24 protein-coding genes are annotated in these 23,853 nt (G+C 69.3%); 9 read left to right on the top strand and 15 right to left on the bottom strand.

The window, feature by feature from the left end; genetic code table 11:
* The first annotated feature begins 33 nt into the window (after positions 1 to 33).
* The 4 genes from EIZ45_RS46205 (at position 34) to EIZ45_RS24745 (ending at position 5,651) form a co-directional block, all read left to right on the top strand.
* A complete protein-coding gene (locus EIZ45_RS46205; protein WP_158242475.1) occupies positions 34 to 174 on the top strand; it encodes a hypothetical protein in 141 nt (46 codons plus the stop codon).
* A 1,747-nt stretch (positions 175 to 1,921) separates the two neighbouring features.
* Positions 1,922 to 2,527, top strand: coding sequence for an RNA polymerase sigma factor (locus EIZ45_RS24750; protein ID WP_009071544.1), 606 nt, complete (start codon positions 1,922 to 1,924; stop codon positions 2,525 to 2,527).
* Positions 2,524 to 3,009, top strand: coding sequence for a hypothetical protein (locus EIZ45_RS46200; RefSeq protein ID WP_037807307.1), 486 nt, complete (start codon positions 2,524 to 2,526; stop codon positions 3,007 to 3,009). The genes EIZ45_RS24750 and EIZ45_RS46200 overlap by 4 nt, the downstream gene beginning before the upstream one ends.
* A gap of 53 nt (positions 3,010 to 3,062) precedes the next feature.
* Positions 3,063 to 5,651: a CHAT domain-containing protein gene (locus EIZ45_RS24745; protein ID WP_167756548.1), complete on the top strand. Its 2,589-nt coding sequence runs from the start codon at positions 3,063 to 3,065 to the stop codon at positions 5,649 to 5,651.
* A gap of 52 nt (positions 5,652 to 5,703) precedes the next feature.
* On the opposite strand, the gene EIZ45_RS24740 is transcribed toward EIZ45_RS24745, so the two are convergent.
* Positions 5,704 to 6,462, bottom strand: a complete 759-nt coding sequence (locus EIZ45_RS24740; RefSeq protein WP_051728597.1) for a polysaccharide deacetylase family protein — start codon at positions 6,460 to 6,462, stop codon at positions 5,704 to 5,706.
* A gap of 85 nt (positions 6,463 to 6,547) precedes the next feature.
* Positions 6,548 to 6,994, bottom strand: a complete 447-nt coding sequence (locus EIZ45_RS24735; RefSeq protein ID WP_134663844.1) for an SRPBCC family protein — start codon at positions 6,992 to 6,994, stop codon at positions 6,548 to 6,550.
* A gap of 74 nt (positions 6,995 to 7,068) precedes the next feature.
* Here EIZ45_RS24735 and EIZ45_RS24730 point away from each other — a divergent pair, with 74 nt between their 5' ends.
* Positions 7,069 to 9,027, top strand: a complete 1,959-nt coding sequence (locus EIZ45_RS24730) for an FUSC family protein (RefSeq protein WP_043837687.1) — start codon at positions 7,069 to 7,071, stop codon at positions 9,025 to 9,027.
* Between the two features lie 70 nt (positions 9,028 to 9,097).
* Here the strand turns inward: EIZ45_RS24730 and EIZ45_RS24725 are convergent, their stop codons facing one another.
* From EIZ45_RS24725 to EIZ45_RS24695, 8 genes are all read right to left on the bottom strand, one after another.
* Positions 9,098 to 9,355: an antitoxin gene (locus tag EIZ45_RS24725; protein WP_037807317.1), complete on the bottom strand. Its 258-nt coding sequence runs from the start codon at positions 9,353 to 9,355 to the stop codon at positions 9,098 to 9,100.
* 65 nt (positions 9,356 to 9,420) lie between these two features.
* Positions 9,421 to 10,389, bottom strand: a complete 969-nt coding sequence (locus tag EIZ45_RS24720; RefSeq protein WP_078870234.1) for a prephenate dehydrogenase — start codon at positions 10,387 to 10,389, stop codon at positions 9,421 to 9,423.
* 29 nt (positions 10,390 to 10,418) lie between these two features.
* Positions 10,419 to 12,425, bottom strand: a complete 2,007-nt coding sequence (locus EIZ45_RS24715) for an NADPH-dependent 2,4-dienoyl-CoA reductase (protein WP_134663842.1) — start codon at positions 12,423 to 12,425, stop codon at positions 10,419 to 10,421.
* A gap of 1 nt (position 12,426) precedes the next feature.
* On the bottom strand, positions 12,427 to 12,969 hold the full coding sequence (locus EIZ45_RS24710; protein WP_043837983.1) for a PadR family transcriptional regulator: 543 nt from the start codon (positions 12,967 to 12,969) through the stop codon (positions 12,427 to 12,429).
* A 74-nt stretch (positions 12,970 to 13,043) separates the two neighbouring features.
* On the bottom strand, positions 13,044 to 13,766 hold the full coding sequence (locus tag EIZ45_RS24705) for an ESX secretion-associated protein EspG (protein ID WP_167756547.1): 723 nt from the start codon (positions 13,764 to 13,766) through the stop codon (positions 13,044 to 13,046).
* 2 nt (positions 13,767 to 13,768) lie between these two features.
* Entirely contained in the window at positions 13,769 to 15,052 is a 1,284-nt protein-coding gene (locus EIZ45_RS46195; RefSeq protein ID WP_167756546.1) for a WXG100 family type VII secretion target, read from the bottom strand.
* On the bottom strand, positions 15,052 to 15,669 hold the full coding sequence (locus tag EIZ45_RS24700; protein ID WP_134663838.1) for a DUF3558 domain-containing protein: 618 nt from the start codon (positions 15,667 to 15,669) through the stop codon (positions 15,052 to 15,054). Before EIZ45_RS24700 ends, EIZ45_RS46195 begins: the two co-directional genes overlap by 1 nt.
* Positions 15,662 to 16,141: a PE domain-containing protein gene (locus EIZ45_RS24695; protein WP_134663836.1), complete on the bottom strand. Its 480-nt coding sequence runs from the start codon at positions 16,139 to 16,141 to the stop codon at positions 15,662 to 15,664. The genes EIZ45_RS24700 and EIZ45_RS24695 overlap by 8 nt, the downstream gene beginning before the upstream one ends.
* 223 nt (positions 16,142 to 16,364) lie before the next feature.
* Here EIZ45_RS24695 and EIZ45_RS24690 point away from each other — a divergent pair, with 223 nt between their 5' ends.
* Entirely contained in the window at positions 16,365 to 17,294 is a 930-nt protein-coding gene (locus EIZ45_RS24690; protein WP_134663833.1) for a patatin family protein, read from the top strand.
* On the opposite strand, the gene EIZ45_RS24685 is transcribed toward EIZ45_RS24690, so the two are convergent.
* The 3 genes from EIZ45_RS24685 to EIZ45_RS24675 all read right to left on the bottom strand — a co-directional run bounded on the left by EIZ45_RS24685 (position 17,258) and on the right by EIZ45_RS24675 (position 19,184).
* Positions 17,258 to 17,740, bottom strand: a complete 483-nt coding sequence (locus tag EIZ45_RS24685) for a hypothetical protein (RefSeq protein WP_134663832.1) — start codon at positions 17,738 to 17,740, stop codon at positions 17,258 to 17,260. The genes EIZ45_RS24690 and EIZ45_RS24685 overlap by 37 nt on opposite strands.
* A gap of 72 nt (positions 17,741 to 17,812) precedes the next feature.
* Complete coding sequence (locus EIZ45_RS24680; RefSeq protein ID WP_037807331.1) at positions 17,813 to 18,661, bottom strand: SAM-dependent methyltransferase; 849 nt, start codon at positions 18,659 to 18,661, stop codon at positions 17,813 to 17,815.
* Between the two features lie 49 nt (positions 18,662 to 18,710).
* Entirely contained in the window at positions 18,711 to 19,184 is a 474-nt protein-coding gene (locus EIZ45_RS24675; protein WP_037807333.1) for a MarR family winged helix-turn-helix transcriptional regulator, read from the bottom strand.
* A 164-nt stretch (positions 19,185 to 19,348) separates the two neighbouring features.
* On the opposite strand from EIZ45_RS24675, the gene EIZ45_RS24670 reads away from it, so the two are divergent.
* Positions 19,349 to 20,311, top strand: a complete 963-nt coding sequence (locus EIZ45_RS24670; RefSeq protein ID WP_134663830.1) for an alpha/beta hydrolase — start codon at positions 19,349 to 19,351, stop codon at positions 20,309 to 20,311.
* 192 nt (positions 20,312 to 20,503) lie between these two features.
* The gene (locus EIZ45_RS24665; RefSeq protein WP_240690688.1) at positions 20,504 to 21,685 is read left to right on the top strand and encodes an esterase family protein; all 1,182 of its coding nucleotides are present in this window, start codon (positions 20,504 to 20,506) and stop codon (positions 21,683 to 21,685) included.
* A gap of 3 nt (positions 21,686 to 21,688) precedes the next feature.
* Here EIZ45_RS24665 and EIZ45_RS24660 read toward each other — a convergent pair whose 3' ends face one another.
* Together EIZ45_RS24660 and EIZ45_RS24655 are read right to left on the bottom strand one after the other, a co-directional pair.
* A complete protein-coding gene (locus EIZ45_RS24660; RefSeq protein WP_134663825.1) occupies positions 21,689 to 22,567 on the bottom strand; it encodes a hypothetical protein in 879 nt (292 codons plus the stop codon).
* 119 nt (positions 22,568 to 22,686) lie between these two features.
* Positions 22,687 to 23,265 (bottom strand): TetR/AcrR family transcriptional regulator, encoded by a 579-nt coding sequence (locus EIZ45_RS24655; RefSeq protein ID WP_134663823.1) that lies wholly within the window; start codon positions 23,263 to 23,265, stop codon positions 22,687 to 22,689.
* 90 nt (positions 23,266 to 23,355) lie between these two features.
* Between EIZ45_RS24655 and EIZ45_RS24650 the strand changes: the two genes are divergently transcribed.
* Positions 23,356 to 23,802 (top strand): DUF1772 domain-containing protein, encoded by a 447-nt coding sequence (locus EIZ45_RS24650; RefSeq protein WP_134663821.1) that lies wholly within the window; start codon positions 23,356 to 23,358, stop codon positions 23,800 to 23,802.
* Positions 23,803 to 23,853 lie beyond the last annotated feature (51 nt).

Below are 23,853 nucleotides of genomic sequence, written 5' to 3'. Positions count from 1 at the left end.
CCTATGGGGCGAACCAAGGAAAGGGAGGGCCACATGCCTGCGGATCAGAAGGACGAGCGGCAGCCGGGAACCACCGTTCCGCCCGTCAAGACGAGCCCCGCACCGGGGGCGAACCGGGGAGTGCAGCCGGACGGCAACCACGAGCCGCTCGACGACACCGGGACTGCCAAGTAGCCAAACGGGCGGCGCCCGGGAGCCGAGGGGGCTGCCGGACGTCGTCGGCCGGAGGGGTTCGGGGAGGAATCCCCTCTGGCGGAGCCCGAAAGGGGGAGCGGGCTCCCCTGGGGGCGGGAAGCACCGGTCGGCGCAGGCGGATAGCTCACGCCGGCCGGTGCGCACCCGCACGAACGCACGCGCCTGGCGACCTGCTCGGCACAAGGGGGCGAGCAGGCCGCCGACGAGTGCGAAGCGACTGACGCACGTGACGACAGGGACTGGCCACACCGCCGGTCCGGTTCAGCTCGGCCCGGGTCTGGGGGACCCGGCCCGGCCGGACGGGTTCGGAGGGGACCCGACCAGCCGCCGAGCCCACCGGACCAGCGGCAACGACCAGCCCTGAGCGAACCGGCTCGCGAGCTGGCGCGGCTAGACGGGTTCGGGGAGGGCCCGTCCAGCTAGCGGGTTGCGCGAGTCGGTTCGGGCAGGACCGGCGGATTGGCGAGGCCGGACAGGTCCGGATGGATTTGCCCCGTTGGCGGGTTCGCGGTCCGGCGGGACCGGCGGATTGGCGCGGCGGGACGGTCCGGGAGGACTTCTCCGGCTGGCGGATTCGGCGGGCTGGCGCGGCGGGACGGGTTGGGGAGGGCCTATCCGGCTGGCGGGTCCGCGGGCCGGTGGGACTGACGGATCGGCTCGCGAGGTTGGCGCGGCGGGACAGGCCTGGGGAGGACCTGTTCGGCTGGCGGGCTTCGTGGACTGGTCCGGCGGAAGTGGCGGATCGGCGTGCGGGTTGGCGCGGTAGGGCAGGTCCGGGGAGGGACTTGTCCGACTGGCTGGCTTCGCGGGCTGATCCAGCCGGACTAGCGGGCTGGGCTCGCTGACCTGCCCGGTTGAGCGGATCTCGCGAGGGGTTCGCAGAACTGGCAGGTCACGCGGCTCGGTCCGGCGGGAGTGGCGGATCGGCCCAAGGGGCGGCGCGGCGGGACGGATCCGGGGAGGGATTCGTCCGGCTGGCTGGCTCCGCGGGCTGGTCCAGCGGGATTGACGGATTGGTTTGCCTGTCCGGCTGAGCGGACTTCGGGGAGGGGTTCGCGAGGTCGGCGGGTGTGCGAGCTGGTCCGGCTGGGGGTCGGCTCGCGGTTCGGTCCGGTCAGACGGGTTCGGGGAGGAATCCGCCTGACCGGACCGGGCCGGTGAGCTGGCCTGAATCGGCTGGGCGGATCCAGGGGAGGGATCGCGTCCGGACTGACAAAACAGCTTCCGGGCTGGTGCGGACGGGCGGATCCAGGGGAGGGATCCGTCCGGCTGAACCGGTCCGGCGGGGCGCGATGGGTCGTTGGGGGACTCATCGGGTCCGGTGGAGCTGTCGGGACACGGCCGTGCTGGAGGGGGAGCCCGGCCGGTCGTGTCCCGGCACCCCGCCGAACTGGGCAACAGCCCGCTTGACCTGCGCAAACCCACAACCGAACAGCACCAAAACCGCACCACCGGCCGCCCCGATCGGCTTCGTGAAAAAAACTCACCCGGAAAAAGTCAGAGATTGATGTATCCCAGAGCCAGCTGTTTGCTCCTCAACCAAGAGCCCACCCACGGGGCACACACCGTGCCCCTGGACACCATCCGCACCACCGAAAGAGCGCGCACCATTCACGATCGATCCGGTACCCGACCGGAGAGGCGACCCGCGACGGGCCCGGACGTGCCGACACGACCGGAGGCTTGCTCGCCCAGGTCGGCCCACCTCCGGAGTGAGGCAGCTACGGTGACCGACGTGCACACCACCGAGGTAGACCCGCCCTGGGAAGGCTTGACCGGCGCCGACTTGCACGCCGCGTGCATGGAAGCGGCGCGGGGCGGCGATCGGCGCGCCATGGCGAAACTCGTCGACGAGCTGACGCCGCTCGTGTGGCACGTCGCGCGCGCCAACGGGCTCGACCGGCAAGTGGCCGAGGACGTGGTCCAGACCGTGTGGCTCGCTCTGTTCAGCCAGCTCGCGAAGCTGCGCGACCCCCGTGCGCTCGCTGCCTGGCTGATCACCACGACTCGCCGGGAGGCGACCCGTCCTTACGGCAGGCGCGCCCAGCCGGTGCCGCTGTCGGACGAGGTCGCCGCGACGCTGGAAAGCGATCATCCCGCGCCTGAGGAGGAAGCCGTCCGCGCCGACCGGGACCGCCGGGTCTGGCGCGCCTTTCTCCGGCTGCCCGCACGCTGCCAGGAGCTGCTGCGGCTGACCGTTCTCGCCGGCCGCGCCGAGTATCGGGCGGTGGCCGAGGCTATGCAGATGCCGCGCGGCAGCGTCGGGCCCACCAGGGGCCGCTGCCTCGACTCGATGCGCGATCTGCTCGCAGGAGAAGGGGGTGCCCGGTGAGCGACAACATCGGCAGGCCGGGACACGGCCACGCGGTTCCGGACGACGAGGCCATCCTGGCCGACATCGGCCGGTTCCTCGACGAACTGGACCCGCCGCCGGACGATCTGGTGCAGCGGGTCCAGTTCGCGCTCGAGCTCGAGAACCTCGACGTCGAGGTCGCGCGCTGGGAACGGCTCGACGAACTGGCCGGCGTGCGCAGCACGGCGACCGGCACCATCACGTTCACCGTCAGCGACCTGACCGTGATGATCAACCTGACCAAAATCGGGAAGGTGCACCGGATCGACGGCTGGCTCGCGCCCGCGGGCGAGTACGACGTGGAGGTCCGCGTCGCCGATCACGGCACGTTCGCGACGGCGACCGACGAGGGCGGCCGGTTCGTGCTCGAACGCGTCCCCTGCGGAACCACGCAAATCCTCGTGCACCTCGGCGCGGGCCCGCACCGCCGCACCGTCGTCACGCCGACCGTCGTGCTCTGAGAAACCCGGACGGGCGTTATGGAGAGTGGCGGAGGTGTGCTCCCATAGAGTCCGTGTCCGCGCCCGTCCATGATCGAACGATCGCGGCGGCGTCCGATCTGTACGCGCGCGGCCGGGCCGCCGCGTCCGACCAGCGGCCCGGCATCGCGGTGCGGTTGTTCCGCAGCGCGCTCACGCGGCTGGCGCGCGTCGCCGATCCGCTGCCTGAACACCGGGAACTGCAGGTCCGCGTCCTGGTGAGCCTCGGCGCGGCCGAAGCCGAGGTCGCCTCCACCGACGCCGGTCTCGTGCACCTCGAAACCGCGCGGCAGCTTCGCGACCAGCTCCCGGAGAGCAAGGTCGCCCGCCAGCTCGGCTTGTTGGTCACCGGCCAACGCGCGGTGGTGCTGATGCGCGGCGGCCGGTTCAGCGAATCGCTTTCGGTGTACGACGCCGTCATCCCCGGAATCGAGGCCGAGTTCGACGACAGCCGCCGGACGCTGGTCGTCATGCTCTTGAACCGCGCGCTCGTGCAGATGGCGCTCAACCATCCGAACGCCGCGCAAGCTGACCTGGAGCGCGCGCTCGGCTTCGCCCGCGAAAACGGGCACACTCTGCTCGAAGGCAAGATCCGGCAGAACCTCGGCGACCACGCGCAGCTCATCGGCGACGTCCCGCAAGCCCTGTCCAGCTATGAGCAGGCCGCGCGGATCCTCGTCACCGAATCGCCCGGTTCGATCCCGCTGATCCGGCTCGACCAGGCCCGCGCGCTGCTCACCGCGGGTCTCGCCGACGAGGCGGGCAGGCACCTCGACGAGGCGCTGCCGGAGTTGCGCTCCAACGGATCCGGCCAGCACATCGCGGAAGCCGAGGTCGCGCGGGCCGCGGCCGCGTTGCTGGAGGGCGATTTCGCGTTGGCGCGAAAATCCGCGTCGGACGCGCGGCGCCGTTTTCTCCGTCGCGGCAATCGAACGTGGGCCGAGATCGCCGGTCTGGCGCGGTTCCGGGCGGAAGCGCAGCAGGTCCTGTCGGACCGCGAAGGGCGCTCTACCTCGCGGTTGCCCGCCGAACTCGTCTCGATCGCCGAACGTTTGGCCGCGCTCGGACTGCGGGACGAGGCGGCGGTCGCGCGGCTCTTCGCGGTGCGACTGCTGATCCGCCGCAAGGAAATCGCCGAAGCCTCGCTCGTCCTCACGCACGTGCCCGCCCCGCGTGCGACGTCGCCGGTAGACCACCGGATGTTGTTCCGGTTGTGCCGCGCGGAACTGGCGGTGGCCGAAGACCGGCCGCGCGCCGCGCTCGCGCAGGCCCGCGCCGGACTGCGCGAACTCGGCACGATCCGCGACCGGATGGGCGGGCTCGACCTGCTGTGCGGCACGGCCGTGCACGGCGAGGAACTCGGCAGGCTGGCGATGCGGCTCGTGCTGCGGCGCGCGCGACGGAACGCGGCGGGTGCGCGCCGGATGTTCGCCTGGCTCGAACGCACCCGGGCGCAGGTTTACCGGTACGAACCGCTGCCGGTGATCGAGGATCCCGTGCTGGCCAAGCACATCAACGAGATGCGGCACGTCCAGCGCACCATCCAGCGCACCCGGCTGGAAGGCGAGTCGGTGAAGGCGCTGGAGCAGCGGTACGCCGAACTGCAGCGCGAGGCGACCAGGCTCGGCTGGTACACGAGCCAGTGGGGCCGTCCACGGCCGGTCGCGACGCCGGACGAGGTCGTCGCCGCGCTCGGCGATCGCGTGCTGGTGAGTTTGGTGCCGTACAACAACCAGCTGTACTCGGTGGTCGTCGACCGCGGGACGTTCCGGCTGCTCAAACTGGGTCCGCTGGACGACATCGTGGAGACCGCGACCCAGCTGCACGCCGACCTCGACGCGCTCGCGCCGGACCATCTGCCGCCGATGCTGGCCGAGACAGTGTCCGCGTCCGCGCGCCGCCGGGCGGAGAAGCTCGACGCGCTGATTTCCGCGTCGCTGGTCAAAACTCTCGACGACCGCGAGCTGGTGATCGTCCCGATCGGCCAGCTGTACGCGATGCCGTGGGGCGCGTTGCCGTCGCTGCGCGGGCACCCGGTGTCGATCGCACCGTCGGCGACCGCGTGGATCACCGCGAAGCGTCCGGCTGCGGACGGTCCGGTGCTGCTCGCGGGTGGTCCTGGCGTGCCGGGCGCGGTCGGCGAGGTGAGCAAGCTGCGCTCGGTGTACCCGGACGCGCGGCTGGTCGAGGGCGACGCCGCGACAAGCGCCACGGTCCTGACCGCGCTGGACGGAACCCGCTTGGCGCACCTGGTCGCGCACGGCGCGCACGAGCCGGCGAACGCGCTGTTCTCCCGCGTCGAACTGGTCGACGGCCCGCTGTTCGCGCACGAGACTACGCGGCTGGTCAACCCGCCGGAGCGCGTGGTGCTGGCCGCGTGCGAGCTGGCGATGAGCCACATTCGGCCGGGCGAGGAAGCATTGGGCTTCGCCGGAACGCTGCTGGCGAGCGGGTCGAAGACGGTCATCGGCGCGGTGGCGCGGGTCGGCGACCGCGCGGCGGCGGACACGATGGCGGACCTGCACCGGCGGCTCGCCGAGGGGACGTCACCCGCGCTGGCACTGGCCGAAGCGATCGCGGTGGACCCGATGCGGCGGCCGTTCGTGTGCCTCGGAGCTGGCTGACTCGTGAGCGGCGATACCGGCTAGAACCGGCATCGCCGCTCACGAGACGGGTTCAGCCCAGGAAGTCGGCCAGTGGAACCGGCGTCAGGCCGTCCTTCTTGGCCTGGGCGATGAAGGCTTCGTAGTCTTCCTTGAACGTCTTGCGGAAGTGCATCAGCACGATGTCGCCCGGGCGGAGCTTGTCGCCGGACTGGAACTGGACGACGCCGTCGTTGACCGAGGCGGTCCACAGGACGCTCGCGCGCATGCCGCACATCGCGGCGGCCTTCAGCGTGTTCTGGTCGAAGTTGCCGAACGGCGGGCGGAACAGCGTCGGGCGCACGCCGAGCGACTTCTGGAAGTCGTCCGCGTCGTCGCAGATTTCCTTTTTCTGGAACTCGAGCGGTTTGCCCTTGAGGTTCGGGTGGTTGACCGTGTGGTCGCCGAGCACCGCGCCGGTCGAGTCGAGGATGGCCTTGAAGTATGCCTCGTGGCCCTTCACGTACCGGTTGTTCAGGAACAGCACCGGATGCCCGCCGGACTGCTGGATCAGGCCCTGCGCCGACGGGTCCTTCACCGCGCCGTCGTCCATGGTGATGAAGACGTACGGTTTGTCGGTCTGGATGCGGCGGATCACCGGGACCTTGCCGTCCTGGACCGCCGGAGCCTTCTGCTGCACGGTGCCGAACGGGTACGGCCCCGGCGGCGGACCCGGTTTCTGGGCGCCCGGCGCGGGGTTCGCCTGTTCCGGGGGTTGACTCGAGTCCGGGCCGGAGCACGCGGACAGCACCAGCACACCGGCCAATGCCGCCGCCAGCCAGCGTTTCGCCATGCCGCTTCCTTTCCCTCGGGGTCACCCGAGGGGGATGACGTCTGTGCTCCGGCATTCGTTGATCGTTGTGGTGCAACGCACCCGGTCAGGCAGCCTGATTGCCCGCTTTGGCCAGCTGTGTGGCCAAAAATCCGATCACGCCGCGCAACGCGGCGAGGGCTGCCGGACCCGTTCCGGGGATGCGTTCGGCGAACGAACCCGACCACCGGAGGTCCGTGCCGCCGTCGGCGTTCGGCGTGAACATCACCTCCGCACGATAGTCGCGGACCGGGCTGAAACCGTCGAATGTGTAGACGTGCCGCCGATCCGGCACGTATTCGAGAGTCTTCTCGCGGAGCAGAACCGGCCACAATCCGACTTCCCGGACAGCATCGACACCGCCGTCGTCGCCGCGGGTCGCCCACCGGGACTGCCACACGAGCGGCCGTGCCCAGGTCGACCACTGAGTCCCGTCGCTTTCCAGCCGGAACAGCACCGGCGGAGCGGCGGCGCTCACGCGGTTCACCTCGAACGAATACCTGCGACCCGGCATGAAAGCTCCTTGAAGACGTTGTTGACAGTGCGACAAATCAATCCCGGACGGCCCCGGTAGGTCAAGATGGTGCGGTGAGCCGCCCCGACTTCGCCGCGCCGCACTGGCTGACGCAACTTTTGCGTTCCAAACCGGTTCCCATTCCGTGGAACATGGTCGCCCGCGCGGTGGTCGCGCTGGCCACTCCGCTGGCGGTCGCGTACGCCGCGGGCGACATCGCGGTGGGCGCGCTGATCTCCACCGGCGCGCTCCCGACCGTGCTGTCCGAGGCGGCCGGGGCCTATCGCTACCGCGCGCGCCGGCTGGGCGGGGCGACGTTCGCGGCTGGGATCGGGTACCTCGTCGGGCTGCTGACCGGCGGCATGCCCGCCTGGTCGATCCCGGCGATCGTCGTCGTAGCGGCGATTTCCGCGCTCATCAGCGCCGCGGGCAGCAACGCTTCGGTGGCCGGGCTGCAGATGTTCGTCTTCTGCGTCCTCGGCACCGCGCAACACGCGACCGGCGTACGCACCGAAGTGCTCTTCGGCTTCTTCTGCGCGGGCGCCGGCTGGGGGCTGCTGGTCGCGCTCGGCACCTGGACGCTCCGCGCGACGAGCCCCGAACGCACCGCCGTCGCGCAGGTTTACATCGAACTCGCGGCGATGCTGTCGGCGGAGGACGAACCGACCTCGCGGGTCGCGCGCCACCAGCTGACCACCGCGATGAGCACTGCGTACGACCGGTTGCTGGTCGCACGCTCGTGGCTGTCCGGTCGAGACGCGACGTATCGCCGGCTGCTGAACCGGCTGTCCGCGACGACACCCGCGGTCGAGGCGTCGGTGGCGATGGTCAACGCCGGACAGCGCCCGCCGGACGAGGTCATCGACTACCTGACCCGCGTCGCCGCGTCGGTGCTGGCGAGCCAGCCGCTGCCGCCCGCGCCCGAGCTGCCGGACGAGAACGCCGACGCGGTGGTCAGCGCGCTCTACGCCGGGCTGGCGCGGATCGGGAAGCTCGACGACCGCAAACGCCGCAAGAAAGTCTCGCTGCTGCGCCGCTTGCGCGAGTGGGCGAGCGGCCTCTCCGGACCGCTGACCTGGCTCGCGACGCTGCGGCTCACGCTGTGCGTCGCGGTGGCCGAAGTGGTGGCGCTGATGGTGCCGTTCGAGCGGTCGTACTGGATCACGCTCACCGTCGGCGTGGTGCTGAAACCGGACTTCGGCTCGGTGTTCGGCCGCGCGGTGCTGCGCGGGATGGGCACGGTCGCCGGGGTCGGGATCGGCGCGGTCGTGCTCGCGTTCGGCGCGCGCGGCTGGGTGCTGGTGGTGCTGATCGCGGTGTTCGCCGGCGGGGCCGCGGTCGGGAAGGTGCGCAACTACGGGATGCTCGGCACGTTCGTGACGCCGCTGATCATCCTGCAGATGGACCTCGCGAACACCGGCAGCTGGACCGTCGTGCTGGCGCGGCTGGTCGACACCGTGATCGGCTGCGTGATCGTGCTCGTCGTCGGCTACCTGCTGTGGCCGGGTTCGCGGCGGCCGACCGTCGGCGGGCGGCTGGCGGACAGTTTCGACACGGTCGCCAAGTACGTCCGCACCGCGATGGTGCTGAACTCGACCAGCGAATCGCGGCTCGCCCGGTCGCGGGCCCGGCGCGGGGCGTACCGCGCGCTCGCGGACCTGCGGACGGCGTTCCAGCAGGTGATCGTGGAGCCGTCGCCGGCGGGACGGCAGGCGGTGGCGTGGTGGCCGGTGATCGCGGGGCTGGAGCGGGTGACCGACGCGGTGACCGAGGTCGGCGTGACCATCGGCGAGGGCGCGCCCGCACCGTCGCCCGCGGACATCGAGCTGCTCACCGACGCGCTGGCGGAGCTGGCTTCCGCGGTCCGCGAGCAGCGGGACCCGGATTCGGTGCCGATGCCGGACAACCCGCGCCTCGCCGGGGTGGTGGATCAGCTCGGCTCGACGTTCGACGCGGTCCGCGGGCCGGACCTGGTGGAACGGTCCCCGCTGCGGCTGGTGCGCCGGTTCCTGCCGTACCACCGGCGCACCTGAGCCGCGCACCTGCGAGAGCGCCCCGATGCCGCATTGGGGCGCAACCGGGCCCAACCTGGAGGCGGAGGAGTTACTGCTGTCCGCCGGGCTGTCCGCCCTCGGGCTTGGGGCCGTCTTCCGGCTTCTCGCCGCCTTCGTCGTGCTTGCCGGTGACCTTGCCGAGCAGGTCCTTGGCCTTGTCGATGCCGCCGTCGATCTGCGAGTCGTGGCCGCTGACCTTGGACTTCGCGAATTCAGCCGCCTTCTCGAGACCCTGCTCGAGCTTGCCGCTGTTCTCGCGCAGCGCCTCGGTCGCCTTGTTCTTGAGCTCGTCGAAGTTGATGCCCATCGAATGCCTCCCCGGGGTTGGGATTGAGAGGCTTCAATCGTCACACACCAGGCGTTCCAGGCAAGTCAAGACACTTCGCCGAGTGCGACGGCTCCGTCCAGTCCGGTGATCCGGCCGCCGCGTTCGCCGAGTGCGACGAGTCCTTCGCGGGCGTCGGCGGCGGTGAGGTCGATGCGGACGCCCGACTGTGCCGCGTCGCGGGCCGCTTCCAACGCCAGTGCGCCTTCGTGACCTGCGTTGATGGTCGCGGCTAGGCCGCCGGTGGAGGCCAGCGAACCGCGGGCCGCGCCGAGGCGGCCGAGTGCGTCGTCGACGATCGGGAGCAGGGCGTCGCGGTTGCCTTCGGTCATCGCGCGCACCAGATCGGGCGACGATCCGGCGACGCGGGTCCCGTCGCGGAACGAACCGGCGGCCAGCGACATCGCGAGCGGGCCGCCCTGTGCGCCGACCGAGGCGAGGATCGCGGCGAACAGGTGCGGCAGGTGCGAGATCCGGGCGACCGTCTCGTCGTGCGAATCGGCGGGCAGCGGCACGGCGTGCGCGCCGACGTCCAGGACAAGCCGGGTGACCTCGGCCCACGCCGTCAGGTCGGTTTCCTCTTCGACGCCGACGACCCAGGCCGCGTCGCGGAAGAGCATGGTGTCGCCGGCGAGCCAGCCGGAGCGCGACGTGCCCGCCATCGGGTGTCCGCCGACGTAGCGCGTGTACGGCGCGCGCCTGCGGACCGCGTCGAGCATCGGGCCCTTCACGCTGACCACGTCGGTGAGAATGCAGTGCGACGCGTGCTGGGCGACCTGTCGCAGCAGGTTCTCCACCGCGGGCAGCGGCACGGCGATGACCACGATCGCGTCCGCGGCCGCGGCCCGCTGTAGTGCGGCTTCGGCGTCGGTGGTGACGTCGTAGCCGCCGCGGCTCGCCGCGTCAGCGTCCACTTCGGACACTGTGGTTCCCCAGACGGTCCTGCCGCTCGCCGCGGCGGCTCGCAGCAGGGAACCGCCGATGAGCCCGAGCCCGATCACGCATACGTCTCGCACGGGGCCATCCTGCCAGTGCGCGCAAGCGGCTACAGGACGGCCGCCAGCCGGGTGCCCTGGTCGATCGCCCGTTTGGCGTCCAGTTCCCGTGCCTCGTCCGCCCCGCCGACGAGGTGCACCGGCACGTCGCCGAGCGCGCCGGCGAGTTCCCGCACGGATTCCTGGCCAGCGCAAACCACCACGGTGTCGACCTCGAGCAGCCGCGGTTTCCCGTCGACCGTGACGTGCAGACCGGCGTCGTCGATCCGGTCGTAGGAAACTCCGCTGATCTTTTCCACGCCTTTGGCGCGCAGGGCGGCGCGGTGCACCCAGCCGGACGTCTTGCCGAGCCCGGCCCCGATCGGCGACTTCTTGCGCTGCAGCAGGTAGACCTGCCGCGGCGACGGTTCCGGCTTCGGCTTGGCCAGTCCGCCGGGCGCGAGCGCGGGGTCGGTGACGCCCCATTCGGCCATCCAGGCGTCGCGATCCAACGCGGGCGACGAACTGTGCGTGAGGAATTCGCTGACGTCCACGCCGATACCGCCCGCGCCGATCACCGCGACCCGCTCGCCGACGGGTTTGCCGTGCCGCACGACGTCGACGTAGGAAAGCACCTTCGGATGGTCGATCCCGGGCAGCACCGGAACCCGCGGCGTGACACCGGTGGCCAGCACGACCTCGTCGAAGCCGGTCAGATCCGCGGCGGTCGCCCGGGTGCCGAGGTGCACCTTCACACCGGTGACCTCGAGGCGTCGCGTGTAGTAGCGGATGGTCTCGGCGAATTCCTCCTTGCCCGGAATCCGTTGTGCGATCCCGAACTGGCCGCCGATTTCGTCGTCGGCCTCGAACAGTTCGACGTCGTGGCCGCGTTCGCCGAGCGCGGTCGCGGTTGCGAGCCCGGCCGGCCCGGCACCGACGACGGCGATCCGCTTGGCGCGCCGGGTCGGGAGCAGGTTCAGGGTCGTTTCGTGCCCGGCTCGCGGATTCACCATGCAGGACACCGGTTTCCGGCTGAACGCGTGGTCGAGGCAGGCCTGGTTGCAGGCGATGCAGGTGTTGATCTCGTCCGTGCGGCCGGTTTCGGCCTTGCGGATCCAGTCCGGGTCGGCGAGCAGCGGACGGGCCATCGAGACCAGATCCGCGTCCCCGTCGGCGAGGGCTTGTTCCGCGACGTGCGGCAGGTTGATCCGGTTCGAGGTCACCACCGGGACCGAAACGTGCGGCTTCAGCTTGCCGGTGACCCAGGTGAACGCGCCGCGCGGCACGGACGTGACGATCGTCGGCACGCGCGCCTCGTGCCAGCCGATGCCGGTGTTGATGATCGTGGCGCCGGCCGCCTCGACGTCGCGGGCGAGCGCGACGACGTCGTCCCAGCTCTGTCCGCCTTCGACGAGGTCGAGCATGGACAGCCGGTAGATGATGATGAAGTCCGGCCCGACTTTTTCCCTGGTGCGCCGGACGATCTCGACCGCGAACCGGCGGCGCTTCTCCGCGGTGCCGCCCCAGGCGTCGGTGCGCCGGTTGGTGCGTTCGGCGAGGAACTGGTTGATCAGATAGCCCTCGGAGCCCATGATCTCGACGCCGTCGTACCCGGCGTCGCGGGCCAGCGCGGCGCAATCGGCGAACGCGCGAATGGTGCGATGCACGCCGTACGCGGTGAGCGCGCGCGGGCGGAACGGGTTGATCGGCGCTTTGCGGCTCGACGCGGAAACGCTCAGCGGGTGGTAGGCGTAGCGGCCGGCGTGCAGGATCTGCAGCGCGATCTTGCCGCCCTCCGCGTGCACCGCGCTGGTCAGCAACTGGTGCTGTTTCGCCTCGGCGGGCGTGGAAAGCTTCGAGGCCAACGGCAACAGCCAGCCGGTGCGGTTCGGCGCGAACCCGCCGGTGACGATCAGGCCGACGCCGCCGCGCGCGCGTTCGGCGTAGTACTCGGCCAGCTGCGGGAAGCGGGACGCGCGGTCCTCCAGACCGGTGTGCATCGAGCCCATCAGGACGCGGTTGCGCAGCGTCGTGAAGCCGAGATCGAGCGGGGACAGCAGGTTCGGGTACTCGGTCATGTCAGTCCTTCTCGTCGGCCCGCAACGCGGTCAGGATTTCTTCCAGCCACTCGACCTGGCCCTCTTCGACCCGGATTCCGCCGCGCAGCACGAGGTATTGGTGCAGCGAACGGCCGCGGAGCCGGTCCGGGGCAGGGAAGTCGCGCTTCTCGATCTGCCGGTACAGGTCGAGCCGCTCAGCGTGTGCATCCCGGTGCCGGACGATCTCTTCGGCGATGGCATTCGCGTCGCCGAACGACGCCCCGCGCAACTTCACCGCCAACTCCTGCGGCCCGGCTTGCGGTGCTGGTTCGGCAAGCCAGCGCCGCAGTTCCATCCGGCCCGCTTCGGCGACGGTGTAGACCTTCTTGTCCGGCCGCCCGTCCTGGACCACTATGTCGACGGCGACCTGACCGGCCTCTTCCATTCGCTTCAGCACGCGGTAAATCTGCTGGTGGGAGGCGCTCCAGAACAGCCCGATGGACTTCTCGAACCGGCGCGCCAGCTCGTAGCCCGAGCCGGAGCGTTCCGACAGCGAGACGAGGATCGCGTGCTCCAGTGCCATGTCGGACAGTGTCATATGCAACTAGGTGCAGTGCAACTGAGTGCAATCCAGGTCACCCTGGGGCTGGGCTAGGTTCAGGCCCGTAGGCCGGCTTCGATGGTGTGCAGCATCCGGGCGAGGTCGTCGGCGCCGGCGGGGCTGATGCTGAGCCAGCCGTCGGTGACCGCGGCGGTGAACCGGCCTTGTTCGGTGTCGATCCAGTAGGGCGGGTGTTCGTTGCGGACGCGTTCGGTGCCGCGGCGGATCGCGACGTACAACCGTCCTACGTGGATTCGGGGCGCCTGCATCCACTCGACAGCGCGCCGTGCGTCGCGGGCACTGTTGGTGCGGGTCGGGGGAGGATTTCCGGCGAGCACGGCGCTGTAGTCGGCTTCCGAGCAGGACAGCGAATGCAGGTTCGACGCGGGCGGAGTGCCCGGCAGTGCGGAGACCAGTTCCCGGGCAGCGGATTCCGCGGTGCTGGGGAACAGGGTGATCGTGTCGTGGTCGGCGACAGCGAGGATCGCGTCCCGCCGGGCAGCCGCGGCCTGAAGGGTCACGTCGCGGCCGTTGATGCGCGCCCAGCAGTAACGGTCGACGGAGGGTCGTTGCAGGAGCCCGATGACGTCGGCGAAGTCGCGGACCGGCCAGCCGGTGGCGGCGAGTTCGGCGTCCGCTTTCGCGTCCTGCTGGACCTGCTCGTCCGGTGGATACCACTTCTCGCCGCCGATCAGCGTCGGATGCGGGTCGGAACGGTCGATCCGGCGGACCAGATTCTGGTAACTGTCACGGGAAAACCGCAGGGGGCTCCGGAGCAACGTCAGGCTCCGATGGTGGGCGGGGTCGGGCGCATGCCGTCGGGGTAGCCGCCGAACAACTCGTCGACGTCGTCGTCGAGGTAGGTGACCTTTCGCTGGTGCTCCTTGTCTTCGGTGCCTTTGCCCTTTCCGGCACCAGCGCCCATGCCGCCCACGCCCGGTGATCCCTTGGCACCGGTCCCGCCGACGGTGCCGGGACGCGCCGCGCTCTGGCCGCTCGCTGGGGTCCCGGTGCCGGTTCCCGCCCCTGTGCCAAGCTGCGGTCCGCTGCCGCCGATGCGCGACCCGGCGTTGCCTCCGCTGCCTGCCCGTCCGCCGACGCTGCTCTCCCCGCTACCGCCGGGAGTGCCGAATCCGCCAGTCGGGAGACCGAAACCGCCGCCTGTCGAATCCGTGCCGCTGGTGGCCGGTCCGAAGGTCGGCAGCCGTCCGGAGCCGAACCCAGGCGCGTCGCTGACTGGTGCCTTAGGCGTGTACCCGGCCGTGGTGGTGGAATCCGGTGCTGAGGCGTGCTCCGCAGGGGAGCTTCCGCTGTCCGGAAGGTGGGAGCCGGTTGCCGGTGGCGGCGCGGAGCTGCTGACGGGGCTGGACCCGAGGATGCTGCCGCTGGGGCTGGACGTGTGTCCGCTGCTGGAGCTGGGCGCGTACCCGCCGCTGGGGTCAGACGTGTGCCCGCCGCCGTGGAAGCCCCCGCTGTACCCGCCGCTGCTTCCGGTTCCGCCAGTCGGGCCGGACGTCCCGCCGACGCTCGGTGCGGAACCGACCGCGATCCCGGCCGGAGCGGCATTCAGCACCGGATAGTCCTTGGCCGAAGAATTGCGATTCCCGTTCGTGGTGGCGACGTAAGATCCGTAGGCTTCTTTATTGTTTTTGTCGGCGTCATCCCACCGCGCTGCGGATTTTTCCGAATCACTCGCGCCGAACGGACTGTAGCTGGCCAAATCGTTGGTATCGGGACGGTTCGCGTCCATCGGAGTGAGCTTGTTGAGCGTGCTGTGAAAGCCGCCGTTCTGGGCGGTGAGGGATTGAGCGCTGCGGCCGAGGTCCTCCGACGCCTGCTGGGAAGTTTCCAGCAGCGGGGTGAGCCCAGCCTTGGCCTTGCCCGCCGCGTCACCTTCCCAGGAGGCATCCATCTTGCCTTGCAGCCGGGCAATCCGCGTCACGAGCTCTTCGTGGGCGGATTTAAGCGCTTCGGCCGCCTGCTGGCCAGAATCGAGGGAGGCGGTGTTGCCGCCGTAGCGGTGCATCCGGGCGTAGACATCCGCGCCGGTGTAGCCGTCCGGCATCAATGACCTCCCTTCTGGAGGTATTGGATCACGTATCCGGCTACCTTTTTGCCGACTTCGCAGCTGTCGGCGAAAGGCTTCTTGAGACCGTCCAGACTGACGTCGATGACGTAACCGAGATCGTCTCGGAGGCCGATAACCATCGTGCAGAGCCCGGCGGGGGAGTTGTCCGCCGGGTCGTAAACAACACCTGGGTAGTTATTTACGGTGAAAGGCTCGAATTTGGTGACTCCGCCAAACTGTTTCTTGCTGTAGATGCCGCTGATCCCTCCGTGACCAGGGTCTTTGGTGGTGAGGGTGCCGCCTACTGACGACGCTGGCGTGGTGTCGAATTTCCAATTGCAAGACGGCCCGATGGCATCGTCTGGCTTGGGATCGTTGCCCTTGAACGGAGCGCCGAGGCTCGCGACTTGTTCTGGGGTAAGTGCGGCGCACGGCTGCTTTTCCAAGGACGAGGCATCCAGCGGCGCGGGCACCGGCGGCGCGCCGAATCGGGGACCAGCCGAAGTGGAGGGCGGAGCCGTTGTGGGGGCGGCTTTCCCCGGTTCGGCGGAGCAACCGCTGAGCAGGACGGCGGCTGCGGCCAGGCTGAGTACGGCAGCGTTGCGGCTAGTCATTGTGGGGACGGAGGCCTTTCATGTGGTCGGCGGCCTGGTGCTCTTGCTTCTGGTAAGTATCCAGGGCCTGTTGGAATGCGTCTCGCTGTCGCTCGAGTTCCGCAACCACGCTGTTAAGGAAGTTGTTGTAGGAAGTGCCTGCCGCATTCGCGTCCTGCACATAGGCGATGCTGGCTACCTCGTCACCCATTGGCGTGAACGAGGTGAGTGCGCGGGCATGGCGCCGAGGTTCCGTGCGAACCCAGTCGAGGATGTCGCCGAGTTCTCCGGTGATCTCCTTGAGCAGCTCCGGAGTCAACCGGTACCCGCCACCACCGCTGGACATGCCCTCATTGGCCTTCGCCTGCGCATCGGCGGCTTCCTTCGCCGCCTGCTCCGGCGTTTTGTCCCGGACGTACTTGTACCCCGGCACCAACGGACCCTGCATGTTCGCAGGCAGGTGTCTGACGCGTTCGACGTCGTCATCAGTCACGAAAGCCTCCCCAGCTTCCTCACCGAACAATACGGACAGTATCACGGTTGTCTGCAGACGGTGACAGAATCACCGGTCTTGATGATCACGAATCGGTGGTGCCGGGACCAGTGCGAGATTGCCGCGAGCGAGAGACCCGCATGACCGCAGCACAAGTCAGGCCGCCCGCGGGGACAGGGCAAATCGGGTCGATCCAAGCCAGGGAAAGGATCAAGATGGAGGAGTGCACCCGGTCCTAGAACTGCTCACCACCCGAATCGCCGAAGGCAGCGTGCCCGGGCAGCGAACAGACGGCCGCCGGCTTGCGCTTGCCGTCGAAGGGGGCAGCAGTCGGGGGACGTACTCCAGCGGGATGGTGCTCGCGCTCGACGAACTCGGGGCCACCAGTGCGTTCGACGACGTCTACGGTGCCTCCGCCGGTGCGCTCAACGCGGCGTGGCTGTTGTGCGGTCGCTCCCGGACCGGCGTGCGGACGTGGTGGAATCCGGCCGTCATGCGGCGGATCATCAATCCGCTGCACACCTTGCGCGGCCGGGCGGTGATCGATCTCGAGTATCTCGTGCACCAGGTCTACTCGGTGCTCGAACCGATGGATTTCCCCGCGATACTGGCGAATCCGGTCGGCTTCCATCCGCTCGCCACCGACGCCGACACCGGCGAGTCGACCGATCTGCATCCGTTCATCGAGGACGTCGACGGGATCAAGACAGCGCTCGCGGCGTCGTCGTGCATGCCGGTGCTGGCTGGGCCGCCGATTGCGATGGGTGGGCGGCGGTTCGTGGACGCGGGGATCGCCGAGCCGTTGCCGTTTCGTACCGCGCTCGCGCAGGGGGCGACGGACGTGCTGGTGTTGCGGACTCGGCGCGAGGACGAGCGTCCGGTGCCGCCGCCGCGGGTGCAGGACGTGGTGGTGCCCCGGTTTCTCCGGAGGCACGCGCCGGGCACCATCGACGCTTGGCGGACGCAATATCACCGGGATCTGGAGGACGAGCGTCAGTTGCGGGAAGACCCGCGGCTGGTGAGTGTGCGGCCGCCCGCTGGCGCGCCGGATGTTGTGGTGTTGGAACGGGATCCGGCCGTCTTGCGGCGTGCGGTGGAGTTGGGGCGGGACGCGGTTTACGCGGCTTTGGAAGGCTTGCGCAGGGCGTCGTGACTACGGGAGCGGACCGTCAGTCGTTGGGCGGCAAGGGAAACGGCGAGATAGAGCAGGATTGAAGCGCTGCCGAGACCGCGGGTGGAATTGACTGCGTCGACGGCGAAGTCCAGTCCTAAGTGGATGCCGAAGGAAATCAGCCACAGAGCGGCGGTCAGCCAATTGCCTTGCCGCCAGAGAGTTCCGTCGGTGCGCCAGATTCGCATGGTGTATCCGCGGGCTACGCCGAAGCCGCCAGCTGCCACGAAACTGGTGGCCAGTAACAGGATCGCCGTTGAGGTCGGGGTGGTTGTCGCGATGGCGAACCCGAGTGAGGCGGCGCCTAGTGCGCTGATGACGAGCAGGACTACCGGTGGGCGGTCGGCGCGGCGGGCTTGCAGTTGTCGCCAGATCAGCCAGGTCAGGACGACCAGGCCGATCAGGATGTTGTCGAAGGTGTTCGGCACGGGGACCACAGTGCCGGGCCGGGGCCGTCCCGCGCCTCCACCCGAGGGTGGAGGCCGGGTGGGAAAACCCTGTCAGGCCTGCGGTTTGCGGGCCACGCCGCCGATCACGCGCGACTCCGACGGTGCCTTCGCGAACACCGTGTCGGCGTCCGGATGCCACGCCGGCGCGTACACCAGGCCCGGTTCGAGCAGCGGCCAGCCACCGAAGAAACGCTCGAACTCCGCCTTCGTGCGCAGGATGCCGGGGTTCGTCGTCGACTCGTAGTACTTGATGATGTCGACCAGCGCCTGGCGTTCGTTGTCGTCCACCGGGTTTTCGTTGGTCATCTGGGAAAGAACGAGCAACGAGCCCGGCGCGAGCTGCTTGCGGTAGAACTCGAGGATGCCGTCCGGGTCCTGCTCGTCCTTGATGAAGTGCAGCACCGCGTTCACGATCAGCGCCACCGGCTGCCGGACGTCGATCACGTGCGAATCGGCGACCCGGTCCCACAATTCGGCGGGCTGCAGGAGATCAGCGGCCATCGCCTGGTGCCGGTCCTCGTCCGCGGTGTCGGCGAGCAGCACCTGCGAATGCGCGAGCGCCACCGGCTCGTTGTCCAGGTACAGCACGGAAGTGTCGTGTTCCGGGCGTTCGTCGTCGGCCACCTCGTGCACGTTGCCCGCGGTGGGCAGGCCGGAGCCGATGTCGACGAACTGCCGGATGCCCTCGCGCACGCACTGGCGCACCGCGCGGCCGAGGAACTGCCTGCTGGTGCGGCAGTACTCGCCCATCAACGGCAGCCGTTCGCGCACCTTCTCGGCGAACATCCGGTCGATCGCGTAGTTGGTGGTGCCGCCGATGAAGTAGTCGTAGACGCGGGCCGCCGACGGCCGGTCCAGACTGGCTTCCACCGCGCGCAGTGCTTCGTCCTGTGTGCTCATCGCCGTCCTCACGCTCGCCCTGGCGCTCATGCTAACCATGGCGCCCGGGTCAGCTCGGCCGGTAGGACTCCCGGTAGGCGTTGACCGACGCCGTCAGCTGGTCCATCGCGGCGCGCATCCGGCCCAGTTCGGCGTTGTCCAGGTTCATCGCCGCTCCGACGTGCGGCGGGATCCGTTCCGCCTTGGCGCGCAAGGCGGATCCCTGCCCGGTCAGCCGGATGCGGACCGAGCGCTCGTCGTCGGACTGGCGTTCGCGCTTGATCAGCCCGGCCTTCTCCAGCCGCTTGAGCAGCGGCGACAGCGTGCCGGAGTCGAGGTTCAGCGCGGAGCCGAGTTCCTTGACCTGCTGCTCGTCCTGCTGCCACAGCGCGAGCATCACCAGGTACTGCGGATACGTGAGGTCGAGCGGTTCCAGCAGCGCGCGGTAGAGCGCGGTGACCGCCCGGGAGGCCGAGTACAGGCCGAAGCACAGCTGGTCGTCAAGCAGCAGCGAGCCGGTTTCCCCGGCGTCTGGGCTGGTCATCGGTCGCCTCCCGCGAGTTTCTCCTGCCGGCTCTCCATCCTCTCTCGGCTGGGCCGCGAGGGCAACTCAAGTGCTCTAGATCTCATTGAGCAACACTGAGTTGTGCACAACTAAGTGGCGAGCTATGTTTGTGCGGTCCGACCGATCCGCTACCGGAGGAAGCCATGACCGCGAACCCGCAGAACCTCGTCCTCGAACCGGCCGCCCAGGCGTTCGCCGAGGCCACCGACCAGCCTCCGTACCTGTTCCAGCTCCCGCCCGCCGAGGGCCGCAAGGCGGTCGACGGCGTCCAGGACGGCGACGTCGAACTCGCCCCGGCCGACATCGAGACGCTGACCGTCCCGGGCGGACCGAACGGCGACGTCGAGGTCCGGATCGTCAAGCCGCGGGGCGTCACCGGGGACCTGCCGGTGCTCGTCTACATCCACGGGGCCGGCTGGGTCTTCGGCGATTTCCACACCCACGAGCGGCTCGTCCGCGAACTCGCCGCCGGAACCGGCGCGGCTGTCGTTTTCCCGGAATACAGCCGTTCGCCCGAGGTCCGCTACCCTGTCGCGATCGAAGAGAACTACGCCGCCGTGAAGTGGGTTGTCCAGCACGGTGCGGAGAAGGGGCTCGACACCACGCGAATCGCGATCGCGGGTGACTCCGTCGGCGGAAACATGACCGCGGCGCTGACGCTGATGGCGAAAGAGCGCGGTGACGTGAAGTTCCTGCAGCAGGTGCTGTTCTACCCGGTCACTGACGCTTCGTTCGACACCGAGTCGTACACCAAGTTCGCCGACGGCTACTTCCTCAGCCGCGAAGGCATGAAGTGGTTCTGGGACCAGTACACGACCGACGAAGCGCAGCGTGCCGAGATCACCGCTTCGCCGCTTCGCGCCACTGTGGAGCAGTTGACCGGACTGCCGCCGGCCCTCGTGATCACCGGCGAGGCGGACGTCCTTCGCGACGAAGGCGAGGCGTACGCCGCGAAGCTGCGTCAGGCGGGCGTGCCGGTGACGGCGGTTCGGTACCAGGGCGTGATCCACGACTTCGTGATGGTGAACGCGCTTCGTGAAACGCACGCGGCGGAAGCGGCGATCGCTCAAGCGATCACGGTGCTGCGCGGCGCATTCGGCAACTAATCAGGGACGAACGGGCAATCCTGAGGTTTCGCTGAGTTTGTCGGGGCCATTCTGGCGTGATCGCCGTCACGTGATCACAACGAGGGTGGCCCCTCAAACGTATCTAGAGCAGCGGGTCCCGCCTTTCGGGCGCGCGATCGGTCCTGGAGGTTTCCCGTGCACCTGAGCGCAATCAGGTTGGATTCGCCCGTCATGCTCGCGGTGATCGGCGTGCTCGCGCTCCTCGCGGTCGTCTCGGTCCCGTGGTTTTGGGACAAATGGCGCAAGCGCAAGCAACTCGGCCGCAGTGCCCAGGTGGTTGTCGCGCTGTGCCTCGTCATCGTCACCCTTGGCTTGACCGGCAACATGATCGGCGGATTCTTCCCGACGCTCGGCTCGCTGCTCGGGACCGGCGCGTTCGCCGCCGAGGGCATCGACGTCGAGGGCGGCGACAACGGCGTCGACCTCGGCCGGGCGCGCGACCTCGGCGTGGCGCACGCGCGGGTCGGCAAGGGGACCATCGCGCACGTGACGGTGACCGGGCGGCGCACCGGCCTGACCCGCGACGTGACGGTTTACCTTCCGCCGCAATACTTCCAGCATCCGTACAAGGCGATGCGGTTCCCGGCGATCATCTGGATCCCGAACTACCCGTCCGGCCCCGAGGTCACCACCGCCCCGATCGGGTACCACCTGCCCGAACAGCTTGACGCGGCGATTTCGAAGCATCTCCTGCCGCCGGTGGTCGTGCTGATCCCGGACCCGACCGGAACGCCGAAAATCGGCCACGACACCGAATGCGTCGACGAGGTCAACGGAAGTCCCAACGACACCTATTTGTCCGCGGACGTCCGGGAATGGGGAATCCAGCGTCTCGGCCTCAATCCGGACCGCCGGGCGTGGACGATCGCGGGCTGGTCGTCCGGCGGCTATTGCGCGCTGAACCTCGTGACGCGGCATCCGCAGTGGTACGCGCAGGCGGCGAGCGTGAGCGGCTACGAAAAGGCGCAAGTGGACGGTGAAACCGAGAACCTTTTCCGCGGCCGCAAGGACATCGAGGACGCGAACAACGTCAAGATCACCCTCCGGCAGCACCCGGCCCCGCTGGAACTGCTCGCGATCTCCGGCGAGAAGGAACAGAACGAAAGCCGGGCGGTCGACCAAATGCGCGCCGCCGCGCAGCCGCCGGTGCAGTTCACGACATGGCGGATCCCGGACGCGGGGCACAACATGAACACGTTCAAGGCGCAGCTGCCGGACGTGCTGACGTGGATCGGGCAGCGGATCCCCGGCCCGTCGGCTCCTGGGCAGCGGGCCGACGTGACCGGCGGGGTGAAGCCGTGGCCGTTGCCGAGCACGGGCGCGCGGGGCGCGCTGACCTCGGTGGAGCAGTGACGCTCAGCGGATCCCGGGAAGGTGCTTGACCACTTCGGTGACCTGGGTTTCGGCGTCGTCGTAGCTGACCGTGCGGGGATTCTCGGTGAGGACGACGACGATGTAGCGGTTGTCCTTGACCAGGCCCGAGGTGTGCAGGATGCGCCCGGGATTGCAGCAGGACCAGCCTTGTTTGACCGCCCAGTGCACGTCGCCGAGAGCGTCCGGGATGCCGAAGTACTGGCGGAACCCGTCGGCTCCGTTTTCGGTGGCCTCGCCGAGGGCCCGGAGAATCGTCGTGCGCTGCTCAGCCGGTGCCCGGTCCATCAGGTAGCGGTAGACGCGCGTGACGTCGGCGGCGGTGATTTCGGTGTCGCCCCAGCGTCCCGGTGCCTTGGGCGGCCTCGTTTCGGCGAGGCCCATTTCGGTCACCGCTTCGTGGACGATCCTCGTCTCGCCGCCCGCGACCCACAGCTGGCTGGCGGTGTCGTCGTCGCTGCGGGAGAGCATTTCCCGCACGGTTCCCGGACTGCTGCCGCGGTCGAGTGCGTCGAGGGCGATGAGCAGCTTCACGAGGGACGCGGAGGTGTAGTGCCGGTGCGCGTCGAGGGAGACCGGGGTCGTCCCTGTGGTGCGGTCGTAGACGACCACGCTGACGTGCCCTTGCGGGACGAGCGCGGTGAGTTCGGTGTTGAGATCCGCGCCTTGCTGGGGCGCGGAGCTGCCGGTGCTCCGCTTCGGGCCGGGGGCGCTCGAGTCGGAGGCAGGCGAGATGACGCCCGGCCCGTCCGTCGGTCCGGCGGCCGTGATCACCTGCCGGTACGGCTCGGCCTCGGTGGCCAGAAACGCGATGACCGCACCGAGAACGAGACCGAGCAAAAGGAACGTGTTCGCCCTGCGCATGCCCCGACTTCCCCGATCGAGTGATCAGGGTTCGCCGAATGGGGCGACTTTGTGGGATGGCTCTCGGTACCGGCCAGTACGCGTGACGCTCGGGCGGGCTGCGGGCAAGCAGCAGTGGATCAGACCACGACGAGGCGTTCCACCAGCAGGCCGATGCGCTGTTCGGCAAACTCCCGCGGCTGCCGTCCCGCTCGGGTCAGCGTCGCGATCCCGTGCAGGGACGCCCAGAACAACTCGGTGAACAGTCCGGGTGCGACGCCGTCCCCGGCGACCTCGCCGAGGGTTTCCAGCAGGGCGGCGAAGGCGTCTTTCAGCTGCTCCGGGGTGTCGTCCTGCGCGAACGCGAGGCCGCCGTCGAGCTGGAAGATGGCGTCGTAGACCGCCGGGTGGTGCTCGGCGAAGTCGAGGTAGGCGCGGGCGAGAGCGGTGACCCGGGCGCGCGGATCGGTCACGCCGAGGGTCGCGGCCCGCACCGCAGCCTCCAGTTCGGCGGCTCCTTCGAGCGCGACCGCGCCGATGATCTCGCGCTTGCCGCGGAAGTGGCTGTACAGAACGGGCTGGCTGTACTCGATGCGCTCGGCGAGCCTGCGGGTGGTGACCGCGTCCCAGCCCTGCTGCTCGGCGAGCTCACGGGCCGTCGCGACGATGAGGCGCTCGCGTTCCGCCTGTTCGCGCTGTTTGCGTGTGTGGACCGACATGAGCCCAGTCTAGCACTGCTAGACAACCGAGCGGCAGTAGTACTAGCATCGCCTCATCAGCTAGCAACGCTAGATTTTGGGAAGGTCATCATGCTCAGCGCACTCGCGGTCTGCACCATCGTGGTCGTCGGCGTGATGGTGGGGGTCGAGTTTTCCGTCGCCTTCGTCATCAACGCGATCCTCAACGGGCTCCCGGACGACAGCAATCAGCAAGGCCGCTCCCACGGCGGCCGGATGCTCGGCGCCCTCATGCCGTTCTGGTACATCGGTTCGCTCGTCCTGAGCGCGATCTGGGCGATCGCCGCGTGGGGCCGGCCCGGCACCAGCCTTGTCGTGATCGGGGCCGGGCTGCTGGTGGTGAGCGTGCTGATGTCGATCCTGCTGCTCGTCCCGATCAACAACCGCGGCAAGACGTGGACGGCGGAGAACCGGCCCGCGGACTGGAAAGAGCAGATGAGCCGGTGGGACCGCTACCACTACGCGCGGGTCGCGATCATCGTCGCCGCCTTCGCCCTGCTGGTCGCCGCGCTCGTCTGAGCCGGTGCCCCACGGGGTCACCGCGTGGCTCAGCAGCCTCACCAGCCCCGA

It is taken from the genome of Amycolatopsis sp. CFH S0740 (assembly GCF_004522315.1).
Taxonomy (GTDB): Bacteria; Actinomycetota; Actinomycetes; order Mycobacteriales; family Pseudonocardiaceae; genus Amycolatopsis; species Amycolatopsis nivea.
This window is presented reverse-complemented; position numbering and strand designations above follow the sequence as displayed.

Coding starts and splice junctions, on each gene's coding strand:
- EIZ45_RS24655 (WP_134663823.1), bottom strand. CDS start 23,265: ATGTCGGTCCACACACGCAAACAGCGCGAACAGGCGGAACGCGAGCGC.
- EIZ45_RS24740 (WP_051728597.1), bottom strand. CDS start 6,462: ATGGCGAAACGCTGGCTGGCGGCGGCATTGGCCGGTGTGCTGGTGCTG.
- EIZ45_RS24725 (WP_037807317.1), bottom strand. CDS start 9,355: ATGGGCATCAACTTCGACGAGCTCAAGAACAAGGCGACCGAGGCGCTG.
- EIZ45_RS46205 (WP_158242475.1), top strand. CDS start 34: ATGCCTGCGGATCAGAAGGACGAGCGGCAGCCGGGAACCACCGTTCCG.
- EIZ45_RS24660 (WP_134663825.1), bottom strand. CDS start 22,567: ATGCGCAGGGCGAACACGTTCCTTTTGCTCGGTCTCGTTCTCGGTGCG.
- EIZ45_RS24715 (WP_134663842.1), bottom strand. CDS start 12,425: ATGACCGAGTACCCGAACCTGCTGTCCCCGCTCGATCTCGGCTTCACG.
- EIZ45_RS24670 (WP_134663830.1), top strand. CDS start 19,349: ATGACCGCGAACCCGCAGAACCTCGTCCTCGAACCGGCCGCCCAGGCG.
- EIZ45_RS24735 (WP_134663844.1), bottom strand. CDS start 6,994: ATGCCGGGTCGCAGGTATTCGTTCGAGGTGAACCGCGTGAGCGCCGCC.
- EIZ45_RS24710 (WP_043837983.1), bottom strand. CDS start 12,969: ATGGCACTGGAGCACGCGATCCTCGTCTCGCTGTCGGAACGCTCCGGC.
- EIZ45_RS46195 (WP_167756546.1), bottom strand. CDS start 15,052: ATGCCGGACGGCTACACCGGCGCGGATGTCTACGCCCGGATGCACCGC.
- EIZ45_RS24680 (WP_037807331.1), bottom strand. CDS start 18,661: ATGAGCACACAGGACGAAGCACTGCGCGCGGTGGAAGCCAGTCTGGAC.
- EIZ45_RS24700 (WP_134663838.1), bottom strand. CDS start 15,669: ATGACTAGCCGCAACGCTGCCGTACTCAGCCTGGCCGCAGCCGCCGTC.
- EIZ45_RS24650 (WP_134663821.1), top strand. CDS start 23,356: ATGCTCAGCGCACTCGCGGTCTGCACCATCGTGGTCGTCGGCGTGATG.
- EIZ45_RS24675 (WP_037807333.1), bottom strand. CDS start 19,184: ATGACCAGCCCAGACGCCGGGGAAACCGGCTCGCTGCTGCTTGACGAC.
- EIZ45_RS24665 (WP_240690688.1), top strand. CDS start 20,504: ATGCTCGCGGTGATCGGCGTGCTCGCGCTCCTCGCGGTCGTCTCGGTC.